Origin of the sequence: Myroides marinus, assembly GCF_900109075.1 — a bacterium.
Taxonomy (GTDB): Bacteria; Bacteroidota; Bacteroidia; order Flavobacteriales; family Flavobacteriaceae; genus Flavobacterium; species Flavobacterium marinum_A.
In genome coordinates this window covers 83,049-105,680 of sequence record NZ_FNYS01000009.1, presented here as the reverse complement: position 1 = coordinate 105,680, position 22,632 = coordinate 83,049, and the positions used below count along the sequence as shown (strand labels likewise).

The 22,632-nt window shown below is 34.3% G+C and carries 23 protein-coding genes; 15 read left to right on the top strand and 8 right to left on the bottom strand.

What is annotated here, in order from left to right; genetic code table 11:
* The first annotated feature begins 437 nt into the window (after nt 1–437).
* The gene (locus BMX53_RS10890) at nt 438–1,559 is read left to right on the top strand and encodes an Lnb N-terminal periplasmic domain-containing protein (RefSeq protein ID WP_074746284.1); all 1,122 of its coding nucleotides are present in this window, start codon (nt 438–440) and stop codon (nt 1,557–1,559) included.
* Nucleotides 1,560–1,593: 34 nt separating this feature from the next.
* Nucleotides 1,594–2,331, top strand: a complete 738-nt coding sequence (locus BMX53_RS10885) for a tyrosine-protein phosphatase (RefSeq protein WP_074746282.1) — start codon at nt 1,594–1,596, stop codon at nt 2,329–2,331.
* Between the two features lie 78 nt (nt 2,332–2,409).
* Here BMX53_RS10885 and BMX53_RS10880 read toward each other — a convergent pair whose 3' ends face one another.
* A complete protein-coding gene (locus BMX53_RS10880; RefSeq protein ID WP_063174995.1) occupies nt 2,410–2,799 on the bottom strand; it encodes a DUF1573 domain-containing protein in 390 nt (129 codons plus the stop codon).
* A gap of 230 nt (nt 2,800–3,029) precedes the next feature.
* Between BMX53_RS10880 and BMX53_RS10875 the strand changes: the two genes are divergently transcribed.
* The 3 genes from BMX53_RS10875 (at nt 3,030) to BMX53_RS10865 (ending at nt 7,155) form a co-directional block, all read left to right on the top strand.
* Nucleotides 3,030–5,663 (top strand): valine--tRNA ligase, encoded by a 2,634-nt coding sequence (locus BMX53_RS10875; RefSeq protein WP_074746280.1) that lies wholly within the window; start codon nt 3,030–3,032, stop codon nt 5,661–5,663.
* Nucleotides 5,664–5,769: 106 nt separating this feature from the next.
* Nucleotides 5,770–6,405: a TatD family hydrolase gene (locus BMX53_RS10870; RefSeq protein WP_074746344.1), complete on the top strand. Its 636-nt coding sequence runs from the start codon at nt 5,770–5,772 to the stop codon at nt 6,403–6,405.
* Between the two features lie 33 nt (nt 6,406–6,438).
* Entirely contained in the window at nt 6,439–7,155 is a 717-nt protein-coding gene (locus BMX53_RS10865) for a tRNA threonylcarbamoyladenosine dehydratase (protein ID WP_074746278.1), read from the top strand.
* A 138-nt stretch (nt 7,156–7,293) separates the two neighbouring features.
* Here BMX53_RS10865 and BMX53_RS10860 read toward each other — a convergent pair whose 3' ends face one another.
* The 3 genes from BMX53_RS10860 to BMX53_RS10850 all read right to left on the bottom strand — a co-directional run bounded on the left by BMX53_RS10860 (nt 7,294) and on the right by BMX53_RS10850 (nt 10,529).
* Nucleotides 7,294–7,950, bottom strand: a complete 657-nt coding sequence (locus tag BMX53_RS10860; protein ID WP_074746276.1) for an NAD(P)-dependent oxidoreductase — start codon at nt 7,948–7,950, stop codon at nt 7,294–7,296.
* Between the two features lie 125 nt (nt 7,951–8,075).
* Complete coding sequence (locus BMX53_RS10855; protein WP_074746274.1) at nt 8,076–9,275, bottom strand: aromatic amino acid transport family protein; 1,200 nt, start codon at nt 9,273–9,275, stop codon at nt 8,076–8,078.
* A gap of 48 nt (nt 9,276–9,323) precedes the next feature.
* Nucleotides 9,324–10,529 (bottom strand): aromatic amino acid transport family protein, encoded by a 1,206-nt coding sequence (locus BMX53_RS10850; protein ID WP_074746272.1) that lies wholly within the window; start codon nt 10,527–10,529, stop codon nt 9,324–9,326.
* A 203-nt stretch (nt 10,530–10,732) separates the two neighbouring features.
* Between BMX53_RS10850 and BMX53_RS10845 the strand changes: the two genes are divergently transcribed.
* Nucleotides 10,733–11,149, top strand: a complete 417-nt coding sequence (locus BMX53_RS10845; protein ID WP_038986213.1) for a Fur family transcriptional regulator — start codon at nt 10,733–10,735, stop codon at nt 11,147–11,149.
* Here BMX53_RS10845 and BMX53_RS10840 read toward each other — a convergent pair.
* From BMX53_RS10840 to BMX53_RS10825, 4 genes are all read right to left on the bottom strand, one after another.
* Nucleotides 11,146–12,129, bottom strand: a complete 984-nt coding sequence (locus BMX53_RS10840) for a YpdA family putative bacillithiol disulfide reductase (protein WP_074746270.1) — start codon at nt 12,127–12,129, stop codon at nt 11,146–11,148. The genes BMX53_RS10845 and BMX53_RS10840 overlap by 4 nt on opposite strands.
* Before the next feature lie 122 nt (nt 12,130–12,251).
* Entirely contained in the window at nt 12,252–12,956 is a 705-nt protein-coding gene (locus tag BMX53_RS10835; protein WP_038986211.1) for a YceI family protein, read from the bottom strand.
* Nucleotides 12,957–13,202: 246 nt separating this feature from the next.
* The gene (azu, locus tag BMX53_RS10830) at nt 13,203–13,715 is read right to left on the bottom strand and encodes an azurin (RefSeq protein ID WP_038986209.1); all 513 of its coding nucleotides are present in this window, start codon (nt 13,713–13,715) and stop codon (nt 13,203–13,205) included.
* Between the two features lie 101 nt (nt 13,716–13,816).
* Nucleotides 13,817–14,317, bottom strand: a complete 501-nt coding sequence (locus tag BMX53_RS10825) for a DcrB/PsbP domain-containing protein (RefSeq protein WP_074746268.1) — start codon at nt 14,315–14,317, stop codon at nt 13,817–13,819.
* Nucleotides 14,318–14,471: 154 nt separating this feature from the next.
* Here BMX53_RS10825 and BMX53_RS10820 point away from each other — a divergent pair, with 154 nt between their 5' ends.
* The 9 genes from BMX53_RS10820 to BMX53_RS10780 all read left to right on the top strand — a co-directional run bounded on the left by BMX53_RS10820 (nt 14,472) and on the right by BMX53_RS10780 (nt 22,539).
* Nucleotides 14,472–15,047, top strand: a complete 576-nt coding sequence (locus tag BMX53_RS10820) for a DJ-1/PfpI family protein (RefSeq protein WP_074746266.1) — start codon at nt 14,472–14,474, stop codon at nt 15,045–15,047.
* Nucleotides 15,048–15,168: 121 nt separating this feature from the next.
* Nucleotides 15,169–16,029, top strand: a complete 861-nt coding sequence (gene nadC / locus BMX53_RS10815) for a carboxylating nicotinate-nucleotide diphosphorylase (RefSeq protein WP_074746264.1) — start codon at nt 15,169–15,171, stop codon at nt 16,027–16,029.
* A 12-nt stretch (nt 16,030–16,041) separates the two neighbouring features.
* Nucleotides 16,042–17,421 carry a hypothetical protein gene (locus BMX53_RS10810; RefSeq protein WP_074746262.1) on the top strand — a complete coding sequence of 460 codons (1,380 nt, stop codon included), beginning with the start codon at nt 16,042–16,044 and terminating at the stop codon, nt 17,419–17,421.
* A 1-nt stretch (nt 17,422) separates the two neighbouring features.
* The gene (locus BMX53_RS10805) at nt 17,423–18,424 is read left to right on the top strand and encodes an SPFH domain-containing protein (protein ID WP_074746261.1); all 1,002 of its coding nucleotides are present in this window, start codon (nt 17,423–17,425) and stop codon (nt 18,422–18,424) included.
* A gap of 3 nt (nt 18,425–18,427) precedes the next feature.
* A complete protein-coding gene (locus BMX53_RS10800) occupies nt 18,428–18,667 on the top strand; it encodes a hypothetical protein (RefSeq protein ID WP_074746260.1) in 240 nt (79 codons plus the stop codon).
* Nucleotides 18,668–18,690: 23 nt separating this feature from the next.
* Nucleotides 18,691–19,590, top strand: a complete 900-nt coding sequence (locus BMX53_RS10795) for a YihY/virulence factor BrkB family protein (protein WP_074746258.1) — start codon at nt 18,691–18,693, stop codon at nt 19,588–19,590.
* A gap of 38 nt (nt 19,591–19,628) precedes the next feature.
* Entirely contained in the window at nt 19,629–20,057 is a 429-nt protein-coding gene (locus BMX53_RS10790) for a DUF2147 domain-containing protein (RefSeq protein ID WP_038986194.1), read from the top strand.
* A gap of 983 nt (nt 20,058–21,040) precedes the next feature.
* Nucleotides 21,041–21,610: a DUF2306 domain-containing protein gene (locus tag BMX53_RS10785; protein ID WP_083394412.1), complete on the top strand. Its 570-nt coding sequence runs from the start codon at nt 21,041–21,043 to the stop codon at nt 21,608–21,610.
* The gene (locus BMX53_RS10780) at nt 21,607–22,539 is read left to right on the top strand and encodes a YARHG domain-containing protein (RefSeq protein ID WP_074746254.1); all 933 of its coding nucleotides are present in this window, start codon (nt 21,607–21,609) and stop codon (nt 22,537–22,539) included. The genes BMX53_RS10785 and BMX53_RS10780 overlap by 4 nt, the downstream gene beginning before the upstream one ends.
* The last annotated feature ends 93 nt before the right edge of the window (nt 22,540–22,632 follow it).

The following is a 22,632-nucleotide window of genomic DNA, read 5'->3' as shown; positions in this document are numbered from 1 at the left end:
ACAGAATGTGTTTAGCGTGACTAAATGAGTGTACTATAGTCATAAGTAGATCAGTTATCTATCTGTATAGTAAATAATAGGATTATTAACTATAGTTGTACAGTTATAGTAGGGCGTGACAGATTAATAATGATTTTAGTTGGTGTGAGTTCATAGTGAGTCCATGATGAGTCCATAGTGAGTCTATTAAAACATGGGATTTTAATAGACTCATTATGGTTGTATTATTCTATCAATATTGATTTACCCCATAGCAATATGTCTCGATATTAAAAGTAAATAGGTATTAAGTGACTGAAAAACTATATATAAGAGTAGATAACGAGACAATAAAAAGGAATGTATGGTATGCCCATCTTTTTATTGTAAATCAAAGATTAGTAAAGTATTTTTGTAAGTATAAAATTAAGCATTACGCTATAAACTGACTAAAGTAAATGACAAAAAAAATAATATATCTGTTTTTCTGTTTATTCATAGGGCAGATGGCTTTTTCGAATGAACGACCACTCTCTGATAGAGCAGAGATTAGTGTGATCACCTGTGGAGTGGGGGATCAGTTGTATTCACTATTTGGCCATACCGCTATCCGAGTGAATGATCCGTTTGAAGGGATTGACAGAGTGTATAACTATGGAATGTTTGACTTTAGAACTCCTAATTTCTATGGGAAGTTTGTAAAAGGGGATTTACTGTATTTTGCAGATTACACGACATATCGAAATTTTATAGCTAGCTATGTCTATGATAATCGTGCTGTGTATGAGCAACCTCTTGACTTGACACAGGCTCAGAAGGAAGCAATTTGGAATAAGTTAAACAAGTCTTTAGAAGAAGATAATAAGTATTATGTCTATAAGTTTATTGATCAGAACTGTACGACTAAAGTAGTTGATATTGTTAATGGTAGTATATCTAGTCCTGTGAAGGTAGATGTAACAGGTAATACGAGTACATACAGATCTATACTAAATTCATATCTGAGCAGTAGATATTTTGAGATGTTGGGGATTAACTTAATCTTCGGATCTAAAGTTGATGCAGATAATACGCTGTTGTTTTTACCAGACAAGTTTATGCAAGGGCTTGCTGAAACTCAGATTAATGGCAAACCTTTAGTGACAGATACTATTACAGTATTTGAACCAGAAGGGACAATAGATGTTCCTAGTATGAGTTTTAACTCTCTGTGGTTCTTCTGTGTCGTAGTGCTAGTATTATCAATATTGATGGCTAGGAGAAGTGTAAGAAGTGTGTATTTTGTTTTATTAGGACTCTTGGGAGTATTCTTTTTTGGAGTAGGGTTTTACTCTTTACACGGAGAGTTATTGAGTAATAATACAGTATTGTTATGCTGTCCTATTTTCTTAGTATTGCCATTTATAAGAAAGAAAGTAAAATTAGCAAGAGGATTACAAGTTCTAACCTTAATCAGTGTGATCCTTTATATTCTATTAAATATTACTAGTCAGAAGTTATTAATTACCTTACCTTTAGTGCTGTTAACGATTATTAGTTTAGCTATTGAGATGAGGTTAATTAAGGGTCGTAACAGTTAAGAAGAATAAGAATTCAAAAAAACACTATAAATATATGTTCGGATTATTCAAATCTAAACCTGAGTTAAAGAAACTGATTCCTAATAATTATGTGGATATACATTCACACTTAATGTTTGGTATCGATGATGGAGCACAGACTAAAGATGATACGAAGATTATCATCGAGTCTATGAAGTCATTAGGCTTTGAGCAGGCTATAGCTACTCCACACACTACACCTCTAGTATGGGATAATACTAAAGAAGGTATCTTAGCTAAGTATGATGAGGTACTTAATGTATTGCCTACAGAGGCTGAGTCACTACAGTTAAGAGTAGCATCAGAGTATATGATGGATGAGAGTTTCTTACAGCGTTTACAATCAGAGAAGCTATTGACATTAAAAGATAATTATGTATTAGTAGAGATGTCATACATCAATCCACCTATACAACTGATGGATATCCTGTTTCACTTAAAGTCTAATGGATACGAGATAGTCCTAGCACATCCAGAGCGTTATAACTTCTATCACAAGAATACAGAGATGTATAAGAAATTGAAGAAGGCAGGGTGTAAGTTTCAGATGAACTTATTATCTACTACTGGATATTACGGAGGGCATGTATTAGAAGCGGCTAACTATCTATTGAATAATGATATGATAGATTTCGTAGGATCAGATATCCACCATACAAAACACATAAAAGGATTTGAAGCTAAGATCCAAATCAAAGCAGTAAACAACTTTGAGAAAGCGATAGCTAATAATGTGTTCTTTAAGAAGTAAAAAAATAACTCGAAAAGAGGTACTAATAAAAAAGGGATTGCATTTGCAATCCCTTTTGTTTTTCTGTCTATTTTGTAATTAGTTGTTTACAACTTCACCTTTAATGCGTAATGCTACTACACCGTTAGTATAGTTAACCGCATTAGACTCTACAGTAATAGTTCTGCTGATCTTACCAGGAGCCATATTATACTGTACGTCTATTTTACTTTTTTGACCAGGTAAAATAGGTTCTTCTGGTTTAGAAGGTACTGTACATCCACAAGTAGATCTAACTGCTGTAATGATTAATGGCTCATCACCAACGTTAGTAAACTCAAAAGTTCTAACTCCATTATCTTTTCCTCTTACAACTGTACCGTAATCGATTGTGTTGTTTTCTGCCTTAAACTGAATTTTAGGTCCTTTTTGTGCGAATGTTACTGCACTTGTCAAAACCAAAACTAATAATGCTAAAATGTTTTTCATTATTTTTCTATTTGTTGTTTTGTAAAATTAAAAACTTTAGGATTACGTGCAAATAAAAATAAACATTTAAAGTAATGTGTTATCTTTTGTAATTACGTAGTAATCCATATTTTTGCATATAACAAAGATACGTAAAAAGAAGTAGTGCTTAAATTAAAATTTGATTAAAGTATTGTTATCTTTGATTACGTCTTTAAATAATGTTAAAAACAAGTAAAATTAATAAGTAAATGACAATTCCTGCACAATTTGACGCGAAGCAAGTAGAGCAAAAATGGTATCAGTACTGGATGGAAAACAACTTTTTCCACTCTACACCTGACCACAGAGAGCCTTACACGATTGTAATCCCTCCACCTAACGTGACTGGGGTATTACACATGGGACATATGTTGAACAATACGATTCAAGATGTATTAATACGTCGTGCTCGTTTAAAAGGGCTTAACGCTTGTTGGGTACCTGGAACGGATCACGCCTCTATCGCTACTGAAGCTAAAGTCGTCGCAAAATTGAGAGAGCAGGGTATCAATAAAAACGATTTAACACGCGAAGAGTTCATGGCACATGCGTGGGAATGGAAAGAAGAGTATGGTGGAGTAATCCTTGAGCAGCTTAAGAAGTTAGGATGTTCTTGTGATTGGGATCGTACGAAGTTTACCATGGACCCAGAGATGTCTGAGCAAGTGATAAAAGTATTTGTTGACCTATATAATAAAGGATTAATCTACAGAGGATACCGTATGGTAAACTGGGATCCTGAGGCTAAGACTACTTTATCTGATGAGGAAGTAATCTACGAAGAACGCCAAGGGAAACTATACCACTTAAAATACCAAATAGAAGGAACTAATGACTATTTAGTTATCGCGACTACTCGTCCAGAGACTATCTTAGGAGATTCAGCTATCTGTATTAACCCTAATGATGAGCGTTATGCACACTTAAAAGGGAAAAACGCTATCGTACCGATCTGTAATCGTGTAGTGCCTATCATCTTTGATGAATACGTAGATATGGAGTTCGGAACAGGATGTCTTAAAGTTACTCCTGCTCACGATGTGAATGATAAGGATTTAGGAGAAAGACATAATTTAGAGATTATCGATATCTTTAATGCTGATGCTACTCTTAATGAATTAGGATTACACTATGTTGGTAAAGACCGTTTCGTAGTTCGTAAAGAGATCGAGACTGAGTTACAATCTATAGGAGCTTTAGATAAAGTAGAAAACTACGTGAATAATGTAGGAACTTCTGAGCGTACTAAAGCTGTTATTGAACCAAGACTTTCTGACCAATGGTTCCTTAAGATGGAGCAATTGGCTAAGCCTGCTCTTGATGCTGTAATGGAAACTGAAGATGTGAAGTTATATCCAAGTAGATATAACAATACTTATAAAAGCTGGTTAGAGAACATCCGCGACTGGAATATCTCTCGTCAGTTATGGTGGGGTCAGCAGATTCCTGCATATTACTATGGTGCTGGTAAAGAGGACTTCGTAGTAGCAGAGAATATCGAAGCAGCTGTAGAATTAGCGAAAGTGAAGTCTGGTAATGCAGCTTTAACAGCAGCTGATCTTAAGCAAGATGAAGATGCGTTAGATACATGGTTCTCTTCATGGTTATGGCCTATGTCTGTATTTAACGGAATTACACAGCCAGATAACGAAGAGTATAACTACTACTATCCAACAAATGACTTAGTGACTGGTCCAGATATTATCTTCTTCTGGGTAGCGCGTATGATTATGGCTGGATATGAGTACACTGGTAAGAAACCATTTACGAATGTTTACTTCACAGGTATTGTAAGAGATAAACAACGTCGTAAGATGTCTAAGTCATTAGGAAACTCTCCTGATGCATTAGGATTAATCGACAAGTTCGGTGCTGATGGTGTACGTGTAGGATTATTATTATCTGCGTCTGCTGGTAATGATATTATGTTTGACGAGGAGTTATGTGCTCAAGGTAAAGCCTTCACTAATAAAGTGTGGAACGCGTTCCGTCTAATCAAAGGATGGGAAGTATCTGAAACATTAGCACAACCTGAGTCTGCTAAAGTATCATTAGCATGGTATGAAGCTAAGATGCAAAGTGCATTAGTAGAGATAGAAGATCACTTCTCTAAATACAGAATTTCGGATGCGTTAATGACTATCTATAAATTAGTATGGGATGACTTCTGTTCTTGGTTCTTAGAAATGATTAAACCAGGATACCAACAACCAATTGACAAAGCTACTTTTGACAAGACTATCGAGTTATTAGAAGCTAACCTTAAGTTGTTACATCCATTTATGCCATTCTTGTCAGAAGAGATTTGGCAACATATTAATGAGCGTACAGCTGAGGATGCATTAGTAGTATCTTCTTGGCCAGAGATGAAGTCATTCGATGAGAACTTGATTAAAGAGTTCGAATTCGCAACTGAGGTTATCGCTGGTATCCGTACAATCAGAAAAGACAAAAACATTTCGTTTAAAGAAACGATTGATTTAAAAGTAATCAATAACGAGAAAACGTCTTCATACTTTGACAGTATCATCTCTAAGTTAGGAAACATCGTTTCTATAGAGTATGTGACTGAGCAAGTAAGCGGGGCGCTATCTTACCGTGTGAAATCTAATGAGTACTTCATTCCTGTAACAGGAAGTGTAAACTTAGAAGAAGAAATCGCTAAGTTAGAAGAAGAGTTGAAATACTTAAAAGGATTCTTGAAATCTGTACAAGGGAAACTATCTAACGAGAAGTTCGTAGGTGGAGCTCCTGCTCAGGTTATCGAGAACGAAAGAAAGAAAGAAGCAGATGCTTTAGCTAAAATAGCTACTATCGAACACAGCTTAGCTGGACTGAAATAGTAAGTAATCTCTCAGATATAAAGCTCCTAATTAGCAATAGTTAATTAGGAGCTTTTTTTATTCATAGTATTAGGCTAATGTGTTATCAGGTTTTATCTTCGTATTTATGAAAATCAATGTACACACACATCATCCTAAAGGACTGTCAAAAGGAGTAGAGATCGTTAATCAGTACCTTGCTACTTTAGACAATAGTTTGCCTGCATATTCTGTAGGTATCCATCCATGGTATATCAATGAAGATACAGTAGAGGAGGAATTAGCCTTATTAGAGCAGCAGATACAACAACCTAATTGTATAGCGTTAGGGGAGTGTGGGTTAGATAAGAAAACCAATATTTCGTTAAATCTTCAAGTAGAAGTATTTAAGAAGCAATTACTACTTGCAGAGAAGTATAAAAAAGCAGTAATTTTGCACGTCGTTTCAGCTTATCAAGAAGTTATAGCTATAAAGAAAGAGATGAATATTACAGTTCCTCTTATTGTTCATGGCTTTAATAAGAAGGAGCAAGTAGCAGAGAGCCTTTGGAAGAATGGCTTTTACCTGTCTTTTGGTAGGCATCTGATTTATAACGAAGGATTGAGAAATACCTTTGTCAATGTTCCGAGAACACAAGTGTTCTTAGAGACAGATGATACAGAAGATATAACCATAGATGAGGTATATGTGGTAGCTACTTCTTTAGACAGAGAGATCGAAGCGATTATAGAGCAGAATTATAAAACAGTATTTAATAAATAACATCAGTCTTAGATTGATATAAAAATAGAATTAATGGCAATTTGGCAAGAAAGAGCAGAATTACTTTTTAAAGAAGAAGGATTGCAAAAATTAAAAGATGCAAAGGTATTAGTAGTAGGATTGGGAGGAGTAGGATCTTTTGCAGCAGAGTTTTTAGCAAGAGCAGGAGTAGGAAATATGACTATCGTAGATGGAGATACGGTAGATATAACGAATATCAATAGACAGTTGCCAGCATTACATTCTACTATCGGAATGCCAAAGGTGAAGATAGTAGGAGATAGACTGATGGATATTAACCCAGAGCTTAACTTAATACGTATAGAAGAGTTTATCTCTCCTGAGCGTGCACATGAGATCGTAACAGAGGACTTCGATTATGTGTTAGACTGTATCGATAGTATCACACCTAAGATTAATTTAATCTTAGCGGCTAAACGCAAGAGAGTAAAAGTAATCAGTGCGATGGGTGCAGGTGGTAAGATGATGGCTAATAAGATAGTGGTAAAAGACATCAGTAAAACAGATGTGTGTCCATTAGCTAAACAAATCAGAAAACGCCTAAAGAAAGAAGGTATTTCTTCTGGAGTTAAGGCAGTATTCTCAACAGAGAAACCAGATGAGAGTAGCTTAAAGATGACGGATGGTACTAACTTTAAAAAGTCGTTCTTCGGTACGAATAGTTGGATGCCAGCATTGTTTGGGTTAAACTCAGCAGAACAAGTAGTGAGATATATTATATCTAAATAAAAAGAAAAAGGCTGTATCGGTTAGTGATACAGCCTTTTTTAGTAAAGGAAGAATTGCTATTATTTGTTGTTGATATGTTGTTTCCTTATGTGGGGACTTATTTGTTGTTTTCTTTTATGGGGACTTAGTATATATTTATTAATATCCTATTGTAAATTGTCTGTTTAAGAACTGACCATTCTCTACTTCATCTGCGATAGTTACGGCTACGTCTTCCACAGATACTCTACTTCTACACTCACTATCGTATACGGGAGCATTAGTACCTAATCTGAAGTGTCCTGTGCGTTTACCAGGGTTTAAATAATTCATCTCTATAGCAGGGCTAAAGTATGTCCAAGCAAAGCTTTCTTCTTTGCTTAGTATATTCTCAAAGTAGTCTCTTACTGCTGTAGCTCCGGGTTTTATAAACTCAGGAAAGTCCGCAGAGTCTACTAGTTGTAAACCTGGTTTGATATACAATGTTCCCGCACCACCTATAACGATTAATCGCTTCACTTTAGCTTCTCTTACAGCATTGTGTATAGTTTGTGCTCCCGTTGTAAAGTCATCGTATAAGTTAGGATTATTCCATCCTGCGTTAAATGCACTGATGACAACATCTGCACCTTTTAATGCTTTTACTAGTTCTGCTTGATTAGTGATGTCTAATGCTAACTTTTTGACTAATGTATTATTGGTGATAGATGAAGTATTTCTTGCAATAGCAGTTACTTCATTTTGGCGGTGAATTAATTCGTTTAATATAGCTGAACCTACATATCCAGTTGCTCCAATCAAAACTATATTTTTCATATTTCGTTGTTTTATAGTACAAATGTACTGAGGAGTAACGCTTTAAAATAAGAAAGCCGACTTAATCTAGAAATTTCTTAATCTAGATTAAGTCGGCTGCTATATTGTATATAGTTGTTTTAAGCTTAGTATGCTGGTATAATCTCAGCTACCATAAGACCTTGAAGTAAAAATATAAGAGCAGATAGAGCCCATAAGAATAAGAAGGCTATTTTCTGTGTTATAGGTTGTTTTACTCCTGCTTGTTTTTGAGCTTTAGAGAGCATTAGCATAGGCATAATCAACGCTAATACTACTAAAGGAACAGAGGCATACCCTAGAGCTATGACAAAACCATCAGGATAGAATATAGCAAATACTAAAGGTGGAATAAACGTCAACAACATTGCAGAGAAAGTGTTTTTAATTAATGGTTTATTCTTTCCTAAGTCTTGTATATAATCTTTTAAGGCCATTGCTACTCCCCAGAAAGAAGTTAGTAATGCTGCAGAGGCAAATAGTGTAAAAGATACGCGTATCATATCAGAATCATTTACCTGTCTTACTGCTTTTACTAAACCGTCTAATTTAGAGTTTTCGTTAAGTATAGTTACGAATGTATTACTGTCTAGATTACCTAAGAATGTAAGTTCCCATACTAGGTATAAGATTAGAGGAGTAATACTTCCTATCAGAAATACCATTTTTAGCTGTTTAATATTACCCTCTAAGTATTTCACTAAGCTTGGTATTACAACGTAGAACCCAAAGCTAGTAAAGATAACAGGGATAGTCGCTAGTACAGGAATACTTGTGCTAGGCATATGTTGTAAGTGTATAGCTTCTATTTTTGGTAATAGTAATGCCATAACAATACATAAAAAGAATAGCTTGATAGAGAAAACAATCTTATTACTAAAGTCAACTACTCTCGTACCAAAAGCAATAATACTCCCAAAGACAGCAGAGAATAAGAAAGCTGATATATGAGAAGAGATCTCTATATCTAACCAGTTCTCTAAATTTGTTCTAAGTATTTCACCTCCTCCAGTGATATAAGCACTTACTAAAGCGTACATTAATACTAACATACTGATTGCCGTTACTACTGCACCTGAGTTACCTAGGTATTTTACAGTAAGTGTATTTAGCCCATCAGTAGGAGGGTTATATTTATAGACATCTACCAAAAGTATAGCAGTATAATACATAGCAAACCAGATACAGAACAAGATAAAGGCCATAAAGGTAAAGCCTACACTTGCTGAGATAATTGGCATTGCTAACATTCCTGCTCCAATTGTCGTACCTGCGACAATTAGGATACTTCCGATAATTTTTTGCATTTCTATTTGTTTAAATTTATTTAATTCGTTGAATTAGTTTTTGTTTCATTAATCTAAGATTGGGAGAATTCCCGCTGTCATTAATACTTGTATTACCAAGATGCTCGTTCCAAAAGCAAAAATCAGGCTAAAAGCTATCTTTTGGAATAAAGTTATAGATTCTTTTCTCTCTTGTTTTACTTTAATGTACATCAGTACAGGAATAAATAGAGACGTGATCACTACAGATATCGCTGCATAACTAAGAGCTATTACAAAGCCTTTTGGGTAGTACAAAGCAAATAGTAAAGGTGGAATAAATGTGATTAGGTATATAATCACTGTGTTTTTTCCAAATGACTTTTTCTTACTCAGGTCTTTCACATAATCAAATAAAGCCAGTGCAACTCCTAAGAATGAAGTAAGGATAGCTGCTGCAAAGAATATGTTTAATGGTATATTCATCCATTTAGATTCAGATACTCCATTTACAGCTATGATTACAGCTTCTAATCCTTTAGTCTCTTTGATAATAGTGAAGAACGTCTCTGGTTCTATACTACCTAGGATTGACAATTGCCAAATAACATATACGATAAGTGGTAATAAACTTCCGTAGATAAAAGCCTTTTTCAGCATCTTGATATCTCCATCTAAGTATTTTACCATACTAGGTACAACAATATGAAAACCAAATGAAGTGAATATAACAGGAATAGAAGAGAAGAACAGCTTACTCTCTAAGGGCATTTGTAATAAATTGTCTATTTTGACATGTCCAAAGATTACCACAATTACCACAAATAGAAATAATAGTTTGATGACAAATATCCATTTTGTCGCAATATCTACTATACGAGCTCCAAGACCAACAATACCTCCAAATAATACGGTGAATATAAAGGCTGTTATCTGTGGGCTAATATCAGCACCTAGCCATTTGCTTAGATTTAATCGTAGAATATCACTACCTCCGGCAATATAGGCACTTACTAATGCATACATTAACGTTAACATACTAATTCCAGTAACTATAGAACCTGCTTTACCTAGATATTTATATGTCATGGTGCTTAGTCCATCTTCGGGATTATTGTCTTTATAAGTTTCTACTAATAGAATAGCGGTATAACACATCGTTAACCATATTAGTATCATTACTATTGTGATGCCTATAAATCCTACACCTGATGATATAATCGGCATGGCTAACATTCCACCACCGATTGCTGTACCTGCTATAATAAGGGAACTCCCTATAAGTTTACTATTCACTTTGAGTTTATATTTTTAGTTTGATTGTTGTGAAAAAATAAATATATGTTTTTATTTTCTACTATAACAGTCAAATATGTTTATTTTGATTAAATAATTCTGATTGTATTTAAGCTAAGATGTTGTTAAATAGAATGTCGGTGAGATAAACTGCACAATCGATAAACAATGTTTATCTTTGTTATTACACAAAATGAAATAAAATGAGTACACTTAGTTTAGAGCAAGAATTAGAAGCTAAAAAGATTAATCCTACTGCGATGCGTTTATTGGTGCTGAAGTTTCTGAAGAAACAAAAAGGTGCAGTATCACTTGCCGATATAGAAGCAAGCTTTGAACAATCTGATCGAGTGACTTTATATAGAACAGTAAAAACCTTTGAAAGCAAAGGACTGCTTCATAGTATTACGACTAATAATGTTACTCAATATGCATTATGTGCTCAGGAGTGTGATGAAGATCATCATCACGATACTCATTTACATTTTGTGTGTAGCAATTGTAAAAAGACAATCTGTCTAACACAAGTGTCTATTCCTAAAATAGAAGTTCCAGCTGGTTTTCAGCTAGATGATATAGACGTTGTAGCTAAAGGAGTGTGTAAGGAATGCAAGTCCTAAAATCGACAATATCGATACTTAGAGATGATGTGTGTAAGAATGGTAACAGCGTGAATTCTAGAGTTCTCAATAAACCAAGTGTGCGTGTTTAAACCACCGCATACTACACCTGCTAAATATAAGTTCGTCACATTTGTTTCCATAGTTTCTGTATTGTAAGTAGGAGTTCTATTCTCATCATTAGAAATAGATACACCTAATTGTTCTAAAAACACAAAGTTAGGACGATATCCCGTAAGTGCAAGGACAAAGTCGTTTTTTATTGTGATTTCTTCGTTATTATTGTTGATTACGACTGAATTATCAGTTATTTCTTTAATATTACTGTTGAATAGAGCAGTGATACTTCCTTCTTTAATTCTGTTTTCTATATCAGGTTTTACCCAATATTTAACGTGTGAACTAATCTCACTATCTCTGACTACCATTGTTACTTTAGCTCCTTTGCGGTAGCACTCTAGTGCAGCATCCACAGAAGAATTACTTGCACCAACTACGACTACATCCATACCAGCATAGTAATGAGGATCTGTATAGTAGTGTGATACTTTAGGAAGGTTTTCTCCTGGAATGTTTAGCGGATTAGGAATGTCATAAAAACCAGTAGCGATAATAACATCTTTAGCTGTATAGCTATCCTTAGACGTTTTTACGTGGAATATACCTTCTTTGTCTTTTTGAGTTTCTATAACAGCCTCAAATAAGTTGATGTTAAGCTCATTTGTAGTAACTACTCTACGGTAGTATTCTAAAGCTTCGCTACGACGAGGTTTGTTCTCCTTGCTGATAAAAGGGATTTTATCTAATTCTAATAGTTCAGAAGACGAGAAGAATTGCATATTGACAGGATAGTGATAAAGTGAGTTCACTAGACATCCTTTCTCAATGATAAGATAAGACAATCCGTTTTTCTTTGCTTCTATCCCACAAGCTATACCTATAGGGCCACCCCCTATAATTATAATGTCAAAATGCTTCATAATATTTAATCTCTATTCAGATTATCAAAGTTACGGCTTTATTCTTTTAACCGTTTTAGAATTAGCAATAAAAAAAGAGTTACTCATTTGAGTAACTCTTTGTATAGTATGTTTTAGAGTAATTATTCAGCTACTTTATCAGCTACTAAATGAATACCAATTTCCATATCTTTACTGATAGCCCAATCAGCTGGGTTAAGAGCTGCACCTGAATCTTTATCAGTAGTACCGAATACTAATCCCCATTCTGTACGGTCAGCTACGAATGAAGCATCCATAACAGCTTTACCGTTTTCTACAGTAACTTTAGCAGGGAAAGTGATGTTTACAGTTTTTCCTAAGATAGTTAAGTTTCCACTTACTACTTTGTTAGCTCCTTCTACTTTGCTAGTATGTTTAGCAGCGTCGAAATCTTCTACTTTAGTGATTTTAAAATCAACAGTAGGATTAGCTTCTACGTTAAAGAAGTCAGCACTTTTTAAGTGTCCTTCTAAATCTCCTTTTTTAGTTGCGTCATTATCTACAGAAGCGATATCTGCATTGATCGATGTCATATCGATAGTGTAAGAACCAGCATTTAACCCATTAGCATCGATAGCGATATCACCAGCTTTTAAAGTTAAAGTACCATAACGAGGATTTACTCCTCCTTTGTGACCTACTTTCCAAGTTACATTACTCTCAGTTAAGTTGATAGAGTATTTATCTCCTTGTTCTACAGCAACTTCTTGTTCAGTAGTAGTTGTTGCCTTATCTGCATTTTTGTTTCCACAAGATGCAAGAGTCAACGTAGCGATTACAGCTAATGACAATACAATTTTTTTCATTTTATATGCTAATTTGTTGAACACAAATATACACGCTTAAATAAGAATAACCAATTAGTCAGAAAAATATGACTGCATATTTTGAGGTAAAATGACCTTAAATCGTCATATTTAACATATTTTATGCTTTTTTATAGTAGAATATAGGGTATTCCTATTAAGAGGAGAAAGTCGCACTCTAAGAATAGGGTAATAAAAAAGGAGCTGCCCATTGAGCAACTCCTTCTAATATTGAATGTGATAATACTATTCAGCGATTAATTTACCTTGCATCATAGCGAAGTGAGCTGGGAAAGTACATAAGAAATCGTAAGTACCAGCTTCAGTGATTGTGAATTCTACTGTAGTAGTTTCTCCACCACCGATAGTTTTAGTATGAGCAACTACTTTATCTGCATCTTTAGCAGCGATATAATCTGTATCAGCAGCTTGAGAAGCGTCAGTAGCAAAAGCAGTCATATCAGTACCTGGTTTTAATAATACCCAGTTGTGTCCCATAACAGCTTTGTCCATTTTACCTGTGTGTTTTAAAGTTAAAGTAACTTTTTCTCCTACAGGAACTTTGATTTCGCTTTGGTCAAACTTCATATCATCACCAGCATTGATAGTGATTTGTACACCAGTTACTTCTTCTGGAGCTGCAGGAGCCTCAGCAGGAGTTTCTGTTGGAGTAGTTGTAGTATCTGCTTTTTTCTCACCACAAGAGAATAACATAGTACTTGTTGCTAATACTGCTAAAGCTAAATTTAATTTTTTCATAATATTTTGTATTTAACTATTTAGTGCTTTTAAGCACTCATTTTGAGTACTATAAAGGTACAACAAAAGCCATCTGTTAATGTTTAAACTTTGTTAAAATATTATTGTTCTTTAAAAGATGCTAAAGTATTTAAGAAATTATCTTTTTGAGCTTGTCTGTTCTCTCCAGTTGTCCAAGTAATATATTGATAATTAGCTTTTTTACCGTCTAGCATTACCTGTATCATATACATCATATCCTTTTCTTGAGACATTTGTATTTCATAGCGTTTACCTGCTATCCCATTTATGCGCACATCCTCTTGATTGATGATCTCATAATTAGGTCTTTTATTATATCCAGCTAGACTCTTCGTTACATACTCATCGAAGTTAGCAGTTTTAGATTTATCTTCATGTGTAGTTACTAGATACATTTGTTTAAATGTATTTCCGTATTGTATATCTGCATTAGGATATAGTTCTTGCATTGCTGCAAATGTACCAGGTACTTCTATAGTATATAGGTCTTGAACTTTTACATTTTGAGTAGGAGCTACTTTTTGGTTACAGCTAACTAATGTAGTTACTGCAAGCGCTAACATGGCAATTTTTGATTTCATAGGGATGATTGTATTTTAAGTTGTTCTTGATTTTGTTTAAAATTACTAAAAAGTATGAGTGAATAAGCATTTTTAGCCTCTTTTTTTAGAATGATAACACAGAAGATACATTTAAATAATTATCTTAGAAGCATATTAATCAAAAAGAATAAAAATGGCAAAATCAGTTTTAATGTTAGCAGGTGACTTCGTAGAAGATTATGAAGTGATGGTACCTTATCAAGCACTATTATCAGTAGGTGTACAGGTAGATGTAGTATGCCCAGGTAAGAAGAAGAATGAAGTAATCGCTACAGCAGTACACGACTTCGTAGGATTTCAAACTTATGCAGAACTAAGAGGACATAATTTTGTGATTAATAAATCATTTGACGAGGTGAATATTTCAGATTACGATGGACTATATATCTGTGGAGGAAGATCATCAGAATATATTCGTCTTAATAGTAAGGTGATTGACTTTGTAAAGTACTTCTTTGAGAAGAACTTACCAGTAGCAGCTATCTGCCACGGAATACAAGTATTGACTCCTGCAGATGTATTAAAAGGAAGAACCTTAACAGCATATCCTGCAGTAGGACCAGAAGTAACTCTGGCAGGTGGCACATATAAGGAAGTAGGCGTTGATAAAGCAGTAGTAGATGGTAACTTAGTGACTTCTCCAGCTTGGCCAGGTCATCCAGATATCCTTAGAGAATTCTATAAAATGTTAGGAGTAACTATCGGATAATCTCATAAAATAATAGTTAGGATATACATAGAATCCCAACTACTCAACTCATAGTTTGCGATGTTCTATAATAAGATTTGGTAAAACATTTCTTATTTTAGCATCGCAAATTTTTTTTAATATGATTTCAGAAGAGCAATTTAAAGCAGAACTAGATATAATTATAAAGAACGCTATACGCGAAGATGTAGGAGATGGAGACCATAGCTCATTAGCATGTATTCCTGCTACAGCTACAGGTAAAGCGAAGTTATTAGTAAAAGAAGACGGATATATAGCAGGTGTAGAGTTTGCTAAGATGGTATTAGCTTATGTAGACCCTACTTTAGAAGTAGAAGTATGTATAGCGGATGGAGCAGAAGTGAAAGTAGGAGATGTTGTACTATATGTATCAGGATCGTCTCAATCTATCCTTAAAGCAGAACGTCTAATGCTTAATGCTATGCAACGCATGAGTGCTATCGCTACGAAGACACGCGTATTCGTTAACTTATTAGAAGGAACAGGTACTAAGATATTAGATACACGTAAGACTACACCAGGTATCAGAGCTATAGAGAAGTGGGCAGTGAAGATAGCAGGAGGTGAGAACCACCGTTTCGCTCTATACGATATGATTATGCTTAAAGATAACCATATTGACTTCGCTGGAGGGATTAAACAAGCTATCGATAAGACGAATCAATACTTAAAAGACAATAATAAAGACCTAAAGATTATCGTGGAAGCACGTAGCATCGATGAGGTAAGACAAATCTTAGCATGTGATAATGTACACCGCATTCTACTAGATAACTTTGATTATGAGATGACACGTGAGGCAGTAGCACTTATCGGAGATCAATGTCAGACAGAGTCATCAGGTAATATCGATGAGAGTACGGTCAGAGAATATGCACTATGTGGAGTGAACTATGTTTCTTCAGGAGCATTGACACATTCAGTACACAATATGGACTTAAGCCTAAAAGCAGTTCTATAGTAAAACAAAAGCATGGCCAAAACAATCAAGAAAATAGTATGTCCGCAGTGTGGTAGCAATCAAGTCGATGAGACTAAGAAAGATCACTATATCTGTAGGAGCTGTAATACACAGTTCTTTTTAGATAATGATGATATTACTATTAATCACAATTACAATAAAGGAAGTTATAACCCAGAGCAAGGAGTACAAGTAGCGAAGAAAGCAATGATAGGATTATCTATCGTTATTTTTGTCTATTTTGCTTATCAGGTAACTTCTTTCTTAATGACAGATTCAACACCAGAGAACGTTAATTCTACTGGTTATAATACCACTCCGCCGCCAGCGAGAGACGTAAGATATGTAAATGCTTCAATTAATGAAGTAGATATGATAAAAGACCCTAAAGGGAATGAAGTTATTGTTTACACAGGATGGTTTAATGATATTTTTGCAGAAAAAGGCAAGGAGAATAGTGTGATCACTGTCATCTTAGACGCTAAGACAGGAGAAGAAATAAGTCGAAAAGCAATAGAAGTAGATTTATCAGTTATAGGAGCAGGGACACAGAGTACTAGGCTAGACTATTATAGAGGAGCGAATGATGAATTATTCTTAATCGTTAACCACTATTATTTATTCTTATACAATCCATCACATAAAGTGTTTGAAAATGTAACAGATACTTTCTTTGTCAAGTATCCAGAATTTGCTGGAGGTGTAGCAGCTGTTGAATCTAGAAATTTTGACGGATGCTTAACAGTAACTAATAATAAGGGAAAACAGTATGTATTGTATGATTCTATAGGAGTAGTGCTACCTATAGATAAGGTGTCTAATATATATGACAGACAGTTACCAGATCCTGAGAAGACTACTTCGTATAAATTTTCTAGCGTGAGTCATGATTTTCCAGATGAAGAAATACAGTTGATACAATATGAGCATATGACTCAGCGAGGATATCCACAGTACAATGTCAACTTTGGATGGAGAAAAGATTATGGAGGATCTGGAATATTCACAGAGAGATCACCTTATAAAAAAGTTTTGGTGATGCCTTATACTAAAGCAAAGGCTAAAATAGTTTCTATAAAAGACCTAACACCTAATCACACTTATGTAGATGGAGGAAAGATATTAGCAAGTGATGCAGAGTCTGTAATCATCGCTATCAAGATGTCAGTTTTAGAAAAAGAGACTATTACGTTACAAAAGATTAGTAGCTTAGATGGAAGTGTCATATGGACTAAGAAGACAGACTGGACACAAGTGCGTTCTTCTAGTGTAGAAGGTGATAATATCTTAGTCAGACTAGATAGTACTAAGATTGTAGTTGTTAATAAAGAGGGAGACATACAGATGGCTTCTGATTTATACGAAATTAAGACAATAGGTAAAGAGTTATAATATGGGAATATTCAATCTTTTTAAAAAGCAGTTAGCATCAGTTATTGAGTGGAAAGACCAACAATCTAATGTGTTGTGGTATCAGTTTCCATCGCCTACAGATGAGATTAAGAATGCCTCTAAGCTAATCGTAGCACCTAGTCAGGGATGTGTATTAGTCTATGATGGTAAAGTACAGGATGTACTGTTAGAAGAAGGCGTGTTTAGCCTATCTACAGCTAATCACCCTTTTATTACTACGTTATTAAATATTCGTCAGAACTTTGAGAGTGAGCATAAGTTGAAGATTTATTTCTTCAGACAGTCACAAGTCTTAAACCAACCTTGGGGTACACCATCTGCTATAAAGTATGTAGATAAGCAGTATAATATTCCAGTAGAGTTAGGAGTTAACGGAACTTATTCTTTTAAGATACAGGATATTAATTTCTTGTACCGAGATATTATTAGCAATGCTAGTGTATTTACAGCAAATGATTTTAAAGAGATAGTTACTAATCGCATTCCGCAGATAATTACGAGTTATTTGTCTTCAGTATCTTTTGGATATACAGAAATAGATAGTAACTTAGATACAATATCTGTTGATTTAAAGAGTAAAATAAACGAAGAGTTTAGTGCTCTAGGAGTAGTATTAACGGACTTTAAAGTGATAGGAACTGTATTCGATAAGCAGACCCAAAAGCGAATAGCTACTGTGTCAGATATTACTTCTGATGTCAAAGCTGCTGAGGTGGCAGGTCTATCTTATGAAGAATTAGAGAAATTAAAAGCTCTAAGAGATGCAGCACGTAATCAAGGTGGTTTAGCAGGAGCAGGAGTACAGATGGGAGCAGGATTAGAATTAGGAAAGCAACTGAGTATGGCTTCTAATCAAGTCTTGTCTCAAGGAGATACAGATGGTTTAACAACACTAAAGAAGTTAAATATCCTGTTGCAGGAGGGGATTATCAGCCAAGAAGATTACGATAGTAAGAAAAAAGAAATCTTGTCTAAACTTTAGTATATGAAGTATATAATAGGATTTATCGCTTGTGTAGTCGTATTGACTACTGCACTATATATAGTATTAGGATTCTGGGATATTTCACTTTTTGATCCCCAATATTTGACTAATACTTATAAAACGATTGGAGTTATAGCAGTAGTGGCTATACTTTTAATTTTGATTATCAGCTTTTTTTTTAAAGCTAATCACAAGGGATATGATACATCAAAAGGAAATGTAGCTCATCCTCAAAAATAATATGAAATAAGAAAAGAGAAGTAATGTCGCAGGAAATTGAAGAAAGACTAGATAGAATACCAATTATAAGAACGATAGTTAGAGCGCTAAAATGTGTTCGATTTAAGGTTTTAGAAGGGTATTCTCTTTATGATCTCGTAGAGTTGTATTTGTTAGGTATTATTAAAGGAGCGTTCTCCTACCGAGCAGGATCTATTGCTTTCAGCTTTTTTATGGCCTTATTTCCCTTTGCCTTATTTATCCTTAACCTTATCCCATATATTCCTATTGATAACTTTCAGGTAGACTTTATGCAGTTTATCGCTAGTTCGGTTCCTCCGAATACCTTTGATGCGATAGAGTCCATCCTGAGTGATATTATGAATAACAGTTATCGTTCCTTACTATCATCCGGATTTTTGTTATCCATTTTCTTAATGACTAATGGAGTATTTGCTATTATCGGAGGTTTTGAGTCTTCTTATCACATTACCATTTCGCGTAATTTTTTTAGACAGTATTTAGTAGCATTAGTGCTATCCGTGTGTCTAGCAGTTATGTTGATTTTCTCAGTAGCCTTCTTTGTAATACTAGAGATTGTGATGTATAAGTTTCATATCAATTTTATGTTGATACAGTGGTCTAGAAGTATTTTCTTATTACTAGTTGTACTATTCACCACATCTGTACTATATAAGTTCGGAGCTAAGGAGACTAAGCAGATGTCGTTTATCTCTATCGGGTCAGTATTCACGACTATACTCTATATTTTGACTTCTTATTTCTTTGGTGTTTATGTACTTCGCTTCGCTAGATATAACGAATTATATGGATCTATCGGAACTCTATTAGTAGTAATGTTCTACTTGTGGATTAACTGTATGATTCTATTATTAGGTTTTGAATTAAATTTAGCTATAAATAAATTAAAGTCAAAAAAATAGCTATATTTGGAGTATAACGACTAAAATAACTCCAATCTATGAAGAATTTTTTAACAGCAATTGTTTTGGTATTAGCAGTGTCTATATCAGCACAAGCACAGAGTATAGTAGGTAAGTGGAAAACGATAGATGACAGTACTGGAAAGGAAAAATCTATTGTCGAAATTTACGAGAAAGACGGTAAGTATTACGGTCAGGTGAAGAAGTTATTAAATCCATCTAAGCCAAATCCTAAATGTGATAAGTGTGAAGGAAGCGATAAAGGGAAGCCTATCGAAGGACTTGTAATCATCAAAGGTTTAGAGAAAAAAGGGGATGAATATACAGGAGGTAAAATCACAGATCCAGAGAGTGGAAAACAATACAAATGTACTGTGAAGCTTAATGGAAAGGATAAACTAGATGTAAGAGGTTATGTAGGTATCTCATTAATGGGGAGAACACAGACTTGGAAAAAAGCAGACTAGTGTTAGGTTCACAGTGTACAGTTAACGGTTCACAGTTTTTTGCCTTTACAGGCATTAATATACATTGATTAAGGAGTTCTGTTTGAATTAGTTCTCAGTTAACAGTTCACAGAAGTGTAACAGTATAAACAGAAAACATTCTTAAAAAATATAAAGGTCATTAGCAGCAGCTAGTGACCTTTTTTTGTGTCTTTTCTTTTGTAATATTTTAATCTCAGTCTAAGTTTAAGTAAAATCTACAGAAATATTTATAAGAAGTATAGAGTGTTTTTAAGTGTAATATGTGTGATAGTTTCTTCCAGGATAGTTCCATAGTTCTTTTACAGTTCTTTCACAAAACGCCTCTCTAGTAGAGCAAAATGGGAGAATCATGGGAGAACTGTGAAAGGAATTGCTTCGAAAGCCTGTGGTTACTGGGATAAGAGAGCGTTTAGTGTTTTGGAGTATTTTGATTTTATTTTGTATAAGGTGTTGTTGTTGAGTGTTTTGTGTTGTTTTTTAGTCTTTTAGTGCGAGAAAAAAGTGAACTACTTTTTTACTTTTTGGACGTGTAAACCCCCTTTTTATTTAAAAAAAGAGGTGTTTTCTCCATTTTAGAGATACACAGTAAGTAATTAAGAGTTTAAAATAACGGTTAGTAGGTGAAGATACGAGTGAGATGTTTCTTTCGTCAACATGATATAAGCGCGTGAAAAAAGAATGTAGAGACAGATGATAATCTGTGTCACGCAAGCTATATCTATATGTTTTTTTGCTTTTATGGAAGGAGTATGAGTTTTTTATGAGTTGTCTGTTTTTAATTTGATAATTATTGTTAAATAATATTATTTTTGTTATTTGAGTATGTGTGGTTTTTTGAAGTTTTAAATTGTTTTTAGACTTGGAAGGCATAAGGAATAGTTAATTAGGAAATATTGAAAAGTATAAAATCTAGAATAGGTCAATTATTGATCATTAGTAGTTGGCTCTATTTTTTCGTGTTGATGTTGCAAATAACATTAGCTTATTTTCCGATTAAGGATGATGTAGCTTTTCTAGCGATTAAGCAAGAAGAGGTTCATGAATTATCTCCTTACTTGACCATCTTTTACATACATGTTATCACTTCCATTTTTGTACTACTGATAGGATTCTTTCAGGTATTTCCCAATTGGAAGTTGTATCCGATGAGGTGGCATAGAGTGTTGGGGTATATCTATGTAATCTTATTGTTGTTTTTTGCAGGGCCTTCAGGGTTGTATATAGGGTATTATGCCAATGGAGGGCTGTTAGCACAGATAGCCTTCTTATTATTAGGAGTTCTTTGGTTGTTCTATACAGGGCGAAGCGTAAGAAGAATATTGAATAAAGATATTGAAGGACATCAGTATGATATGTGGCGTAGCTATGCTCTAGCCTTATCTGCTTTGACATTGCGTATGTGGAAAGTGGTTATCGTGTATCTGTTTCAACCTAGACCATTAGATGCTTATATCATTGTTGCTTGGTTAGGCTGGGTACTTAATTTGATAATGGTAGAATATTTAATAAAACGAAAAAAAGAAAATAGATGAAAAAGTTAGGTTTAGTAATGTTGTCGTTGATATTATTGACTTCTTGTAAGAAGGATAAGGTCAATCAGTTGGAGACAAATGATCAAGAGGAAGTTTATGCAAAAGAAAGTGATTTAGGGATTATATCAGATTTTGACAAGAAGTATGGGCTTTGGTCAGGTGATTTTGAAGCAGATGTTGTGAATCATGAGAACTCTGGGGTATATTCTTCGTTGAACATTTTTACTATTGTTGTTCAGAGCATTAAAGGTAAAAAAGTAGAAGGATATAGCGTTTCTGCTGGTAATGTTAGACCATTCATAGGAGAAGTTGTAGAGACTACAGCTGCTGGACAATACATTGTAGTTAAAGAACCTGGAGATCATAAGTATGATGGAGTATTTAAGTTTACGATTTCTCCTGACAAGAGTTCTATTAAGGGTAATTGGTATTCTAATCGTAAGGACTTACCTGTTATCTCTAGAAAGTTTGATATTAAGAAGAAAGATTTTAATTATGATCCTACAGTGATGTTGAAACCTTATATAGAAGAAGTAGATGGATATGAAGAGGAATCGACTATGGTAGATTGGATAAATGATAGAGAGAAAATTATAAAATACGATGGAGGAGAGTATGTAACTAGTGTAAATAGAGCTGCTTCTGAAGAGATTTATAGAATCAATGCTTCTACTAAAAAACTTAGTGAAAAGGAATTAAAGAATTTACACAAGTTAGATTTAGAAATTATCCGTAATACTATCTATGCTCGTCATGGCTATACTTTTGCTAACAGAGGAGCTCGTCAGTTTTTTAACTATGTAGATTGGTACATTCCTTTATACAATAATGTTGAGAATGAGTTAACTGATGTAGAGAAAAGCAATATTAAATTAATTAAGAGATTAGAGAAATATGCTGAAGATTATTATCAGCAGTATGGAAGATAAGATGAAAAGACCCAATAGGGTCTTTTTTTATGTATTTAGGTGAATAATGGAGATTTAGGATAATTCTTACTAGGTGGAAATATGAGTGCGATG

Bases quoted from the DNA above. Each gene is read 5' to 3' on its own strand.
- BMX53_RS10865 (WP_074746278.1), top strand. From the start codon at position 6,439: ATGGCAATTTGGCAAGAAAGAGCAGAATTACTTTTTAAAGAAGAAGGA.
- BMX53_RS10795 (WP_074746258.1), top strand. From the start codon at position 18,691: ATGTCGCAGGAAATTGAAGAAAGACTAGATAGAATACCAATTATAAGA.
- BMX53_RS10820 (WP_074746266.1), top strand. From the start codon at position 14,472: ATGGCAAAATCAGTTTTAATGTTAGCAGGTGACTTCGTAGAAGATTAT.
- BMX53_RS10805 (WP_074746261.1), top strand. From the start codon at position 17,423: ATGGGAATATTCAATCTTTTTAAAAAGCAGTTAGCATCAGTTATTGAG.
- BMX53_RS10855 (WP_074746274.1), bottom strand. From the start codon at position 9,275: ATGCAAAAAATTATCGGAAGTATCCTAATTGTCGCAGGTACGACAATT.
- BMX53_RS10835 (WP_038986211.1), bottom strand. From the start codon at position 12,956: ATGAAAAAAATTGTATTGTCATTAGCTGTAATCGCTACGTTGACTCTT.
- BMX53_RS10860 (WP_074746276.1), bottom strand. From the start codon at position 7,950: ATGAAAAATATAGTTTTGATTGGAGCAACTGGATATGTAGGTTCAGCT.
- BMX53_RS10840 (WP_074746270.1), bottom strand. From the start codon at position 12,129: ATGAAGCATTTTGACATTATAATTATAGGGGGTGGCCCTATAGGTATA.
- azu (WP_038986209.1), bottom strand. From the start codon at position 13,715: ATGAAAAAATTAAATTTAGCTTTAGCAGTATTAGCAACAAGTACTATG.
- BMX53_RS10870 (WP_074746344.1), top strand. From the start codon at position 5,770: ATGAAAATCAATGTACACACACATCATCCTAAAGGACTGTCAAAAGGA.
- BMX53_RS10810 (WP_074746262.1), top strand. From the start codon at position 16,042: ATGGCCAAAACAATCAAGAAAATAGTATGTCCGCAGTGTGGTAGCAAT.
- BMX53_RS10800 (WP_074746260.1), top strand. From the start codon at position 18,428: ATGAAGTATATAATAGGATTTATCGCTTGTGTAGTCGTATTGACTACT.
- BMX53_RS10790 (WP_038986194.1), top strand. From the start codon at position 19,629: ATGAAGAATTTTTTAACAGCAATTGTTTTGGTATTAGCAGTGTCTATA.
- BMX53_RS10890 (WP_074746284.1), top strand. From the start codon at position 438: ATGACAAAAAAAATAATATATCTGTTTTTCTGTTTATTCATAGGGCAG.
- BMX53_RS10780 (WP_074746254.1), top strand. From the start codon at position 21,607: ATGAAAAAGTTAGGTTTAGTAATGTTGTCGTTGATATTATTGACTTCT.
- BMX53_RS10845 (WP_038986213.1), top strand. From the start codon at position 10,733: ATGAGTACACTTAGTTTAGAGCAAGAATTAGAAGCTAAAAAGATTAAT.
- BMX53_RS10880 (WP_063174995.1), bottom strand. From the start codon at position 2,799: ATGAAAAACATTTTAGCATTATTAGTTTTGGTTTTGACAAGTGCAGTA.
- BMX53_RS10785 (WP_083394412.1), top strand. From the start codon at position 21,041: ATGTTGCAAATAACATTAGCTTATTTTCCGATTAAGGATGATGTAGCT.
- BMX53_RS10875 (WP_074746280.1), top strand. From the start codon at position 3,030: ATGACAATTCCTGCACAATTTGACGCGAAGCAAGTAGAGCAAAAATGG.
- BMX53_RS10825 (WP_074746268.1), bottom strand. From the start codon at position 14,317: ATGAAATCAAAAATTGCCATGTTAGCGCTTGCAGTAACTACATTAGTT.
- BMX53_RS10885 (WP_074746282.1), top strand. From the start codon at position 1,594: ATGTTCGGATTATTCAAATCTAAACCTGAGTTAAAGAAACTGATTCCT.
- nadC (WP_074746264.1), top strand. From the start codon at position 15,169: ATGATTTCAGAAGAGCAATTTAAAGCAGAACTAGATATAATTATAAAG.